Annotated in this window: 4 protein-coding genes; all 4 read right to left on the bottom strand. The window is 29.4% G+C overall.

Annotated elements, in window-relative coordinates:
* Positions 1-1,126, bottom strand: a 1,126-nt coding sequence (locus HMPREF9129_RS03725) for a Cas8a1 family CRISPR/Cas system-associated protein (protein ID WP_004820498.1), incomplete at its 3' end; no start/stop codon positions are given.
* A gap of 8 nt (positions 1,127-1,134) precedes the next feature.
* Positions 1,135-1,854 carry a CRISPR-associated endoribonuclease Cas6 gene (gene cas6 / locus HMPREF9129_RS03720; protein ID WP_040552280.1) on the bottom strand — a complete coding sequence of 240 codons (720 nt, stop codon included), beginning with the start codon at positions 1,852-1,854 and terminating at the stop codon, positions 1,135-1,137.
* A 272-nt stretch (positions 1,855-2,126) separates the two neighbouring features.
* Positions 2,127-3,314, bottom strand: coding sequence for a M20 metallopeptidase family protein (locus HMPREF9129_RS03715; protein ID WP_115312055.1), 1,188 nt, complete (start codon positions 3,312-3,314; stop codon positions 2,127-2,129).
* 91 nt (positions 3,315-3,405) lie between these two features.
* On the bottom strand, positions 3,406-3,925 hold a 520-nt coding region (locus tag HMPREF9129_RS03710; protein WP_004820492.1), incomplete at its 5' end, for a glutaminase.

The raw sequence follows: 3,925 nt of genomic DNA, 5'->3' as shown, positions 1-3,925 counted from the left end.
GAATTGGCCTATTCAAAATATTGAAAGAATACTTTACCTGGTCCGAATCAATATTTCTAAAAAATCTTACTATTTGAACATCGGATAACTCATACTTCATATCTTCATTTGACTTTTCATCCATATTTTTTTGAATTGCATAATAAATTGAAGTATTTTTATTGATTTCTTTGAATACATCCTCTTTGATATTATTATTTATTTCTATTAAGTTCTTAAAGTTGCTAGAATAATTTACAAATAGCCCTCTATTATAGGCGTAAGTAAATCCAGCTGGAATACAAGTGTACACAAGTTTACACATTGGACATATTCCTACATAATTATTAAAATCATATACGTGACTATTTTTTTTCTTTGTATCAAATCCTAATTCTCTTATAAAGCAAATATCATTATTCAAAGATGAAATCCTTGAACCACATGACATACATAAATATCTTGATTTATTTTTCTTTTCTTCATATTCATCTAAATATTCAATTGCCGGTTTTACAAAATAATTTGCAATTTCATCATACATATCAGGATTTTTATTTTGTCTATTAAGTATGCTAACATTGTCCCATGCATTACGAATTATATTATAAATTATATTTTGGGCTCCTATATATTTTTTAGTATCCTTAAACTTAAAATAATCTATAGTTTCTTTGAGTAGTGAAATTTGATATTTAATTTCTGACATCTTACTTTCTACAGTATCTTTTTTAGAGAGCTTAATCTTTTTTAATTCTTTTTCCTTAACTAATGGATTGAACTCACTATCTATCAATGAGTATGCTTTTTTATATGAATTACTTATCATGTATTTCTTTACATTATCTATTTGTATGTTAAGGTTTTCCAATGACTTATCATTAAAATTTTTAAAATCTTCTGACTCCCAATTTAAAATACTATTTTCAAATGACACTATCCTATTAATTGAAAGTGTTAAATAATATGTGTCAATCAAATACTTAAAATAATATTCTTCAAATTTTTCAAGTGCTTCAAGTTCAAAACTAATTCCCTCTTTTGATACTTCAACATACTCATCTTTATACTTTAATATATTATATAATCCGAGCAATCCTGTATTGTACAACCAATCTCCTGTTTTTAACTCAATTCTTTTCTCCATACCTCCTCCTATACTACTGTAAGCATTCCAAAACCACTATTTTTAAAATTCCCTGCTCCCGCATTCAACATATAACTTAATATGTATGGTTTTGCAGTTACTTTCAAAGTTGTCAAATTGGAAAGAACTTCTATTCCATAGTGTTTTACTTTTACCGTTTTATTGGATATCACTTTTACATCAATCTCATCTAAATCATAAATACTTTCTGGCAAATCTTCTAAAATTTGATTTTTTAAATTTTCAATAAACAACTCATAGCCTTTGTTATCACTTAATGAATGATACCAATCAGTATTATTTTCCTTGTGATGCTCTCTCACCACAATTGGAGAGCTAGTTTTAAAGACTACACACTCCCCAGTAAATAGCTTTTCATTCAATAAAGATATATTCACTATCTTTAATTCTAAATCTTTGTACGAAATCACATCTCCTTTTGACCTTACAAAGGCATTGTAAAATACAATCCCCAACTTCAAATCAGCCGCTGAGAAAAATAGACTCACCTTTTTCCCTGGAATAGTAATGCTTTCTCTATTAAATTTACATTTAGGCATGTTTAGCGAGAATGTAAACTTCTTTCTTTTAGCACCACTTTCATATAACTCACGATATACCTCTTCATCTGATTTTAATAATATTGTCTTAAATAAAGATATAAAAATTCTATTTTTATCTTTTGGAATTTCGTCTTTATTTAATAATAAATCTACTTTTAATCTCACTTCCCCACCTCCTCTTTTGATTAGCTTAAGCTTACTACTAACATTATTTTTTGTCAACCATATTTGGTATATAAATTCTTTGATTTAAATTATATATTTTTTAACTCATATTGTGCTATAATGAACAGTAAATATAATCAATGTGAAATGTAAATTATTTTGTATACAAAAACATTAATAGAATCAAATTGAAAACATAATTTAAAAACTTATTTAACTTAAAAATGGTATTGTGTAAAAATCAACTTCAAACACAATACCATTTTCTAATTTTATTTATTGCTTTCTGTAAACTCAAATGCCAACTTGGCTAGCATTGCACTTCCTCTATACAGCACTTCATCATTTGGTGAGAAGTGAGAATTGTGCAAAGGCCAATAGTCTTTATCTTGTTCCGCTGTTCCCAACCAAATAAATGATCCCGGTTTTTCTGCTAAATAAAATCCGAAATCTTCAGCTTTTAAAACAGGTTCTTTTACATCTTGAACATATTTTTCTCCAAATAAATCTAAAGCCACTTTTTTTGCATACTTTGTCATTTCAGAATCGTTTATTAAAGGAATGTACCCTCTTTGATAGTCTAGCTCACCTTTACAACCATATACCTTGCATATTCCTTCTAAAATTTCTTTTAACCTATTTTCAACTAAATCCCTAATTTCTGGAGATAGAGTTCTACAAGTTCCCTCAACCTTAAAATCTTCGGCTACGATATTATATCTAGTCCCTGCATTTATAGTTCCAACTGTTATAACAACATTGTCAATTGCTGAAATATTTCTACTCACTATATGTTGAATAGCGCCAACATATTCGCACCCTGCAACTATTGCGTCCACTCCGTTTTCAGGTCCAGCTGCGTGAGATGCTTTACCCTTTATATTTACATAAAAGTGATCTGATGCTGCCATCAAAGGACCTTCTTTAAATCCCATAACTCCAAATGGTAGCTCAGGCCATACATGGAACCCAAAAATAGCATCCACGTCCTTCAATGCACCTTCAAGTATCATAGACTTTGCTCCGCCTTCTGGAGAAAGTTCTTCTGCTGGTTGAAATATCAATCTTACACTACCTTTTAATTTATCTTTATTCTGATATATGATATTTGCCGCTCCAAGTACCATTGCAACATGATTATCATGTCCACAAGCGTGCATGTATCCTTTATTTTTAGAAGTACATTCTAAATCAGTTTCTTCTTCAATAGCTAAAGCGTCCATATCTGCTCTTAGGGCTACTTTTTTACCTGGCAAACCACCCGCTATGTTTGCTATAATTCCATGCTTTCCATTCCCTAAACCTGTTTGTATGTCTGTAATCCCAATATTTTTTAGTTCCTTTAATATTATCTGAGATGTAATTTCTTCAAAAGTTGAAGGCTCAGGATTACTGTGTAACTCTGCTCTTAAGCTCCTTAGATGATCAGATATTTTTTCTCCAAATTCTATATAATTCACATTTATCACCTACACATATTTAATCTTTAAATAAAAAATCAATTCTATAACTGTTTAATAAATACTAAATTCTAATTCATTTGATATTTTTCTAATATTTTATTCCGACTAAAGAATTCCCTTTAGAGTCTAAGCCTGGGCAATAAGTAGCTATACTCATTCCATTCTTTATAGTGGCTAATATGCCTCCTCCAACTCCACTTTTTGCCGGAATCCCTATATCCACTGCAAAATCTCCTGAATAATCATAAGTTCCACAAATTGCCATAAGAGTTCTTAAAATTCTTGAGTTTTTCTTAGATAGTATTTTTTCACCTTTTAAATTAACACCATCTCTTGCCAGTACACTTCCCATATATGCTAAATCTCTTGTATCTATCATAATAGTACAAGCTTTATTATATATCTCTAAAACATCTTTTACGTCAACTATTCCTGGAATTACTCTATTCTTTTGCATTGTGTACATTATTGCCAAGTTAGTATATCCTGTATCTTTGCTACTCTCATAAATTTCAACATTGTATTCTAAATTGTTATTATCGGTTAGTTTTTTGGTCATATCTATTACAGCTTTAAATGCCTCATCTTTGTTTCCATTAAATTTTTTA

Source organism: Peptoniphilus indolicus ATCC 29427, assembly GCF_000227315.1.
Taxonomy (GTDB): Bacteria; Bacillota; Clostridia; order Tissierellales; family Peptoniphilaceae; genus Peptoniphilus; species Peptoniphilus indolicus.
This window is presented reverse-complemented; position numbering and strand designations above follow the sequence as displayed.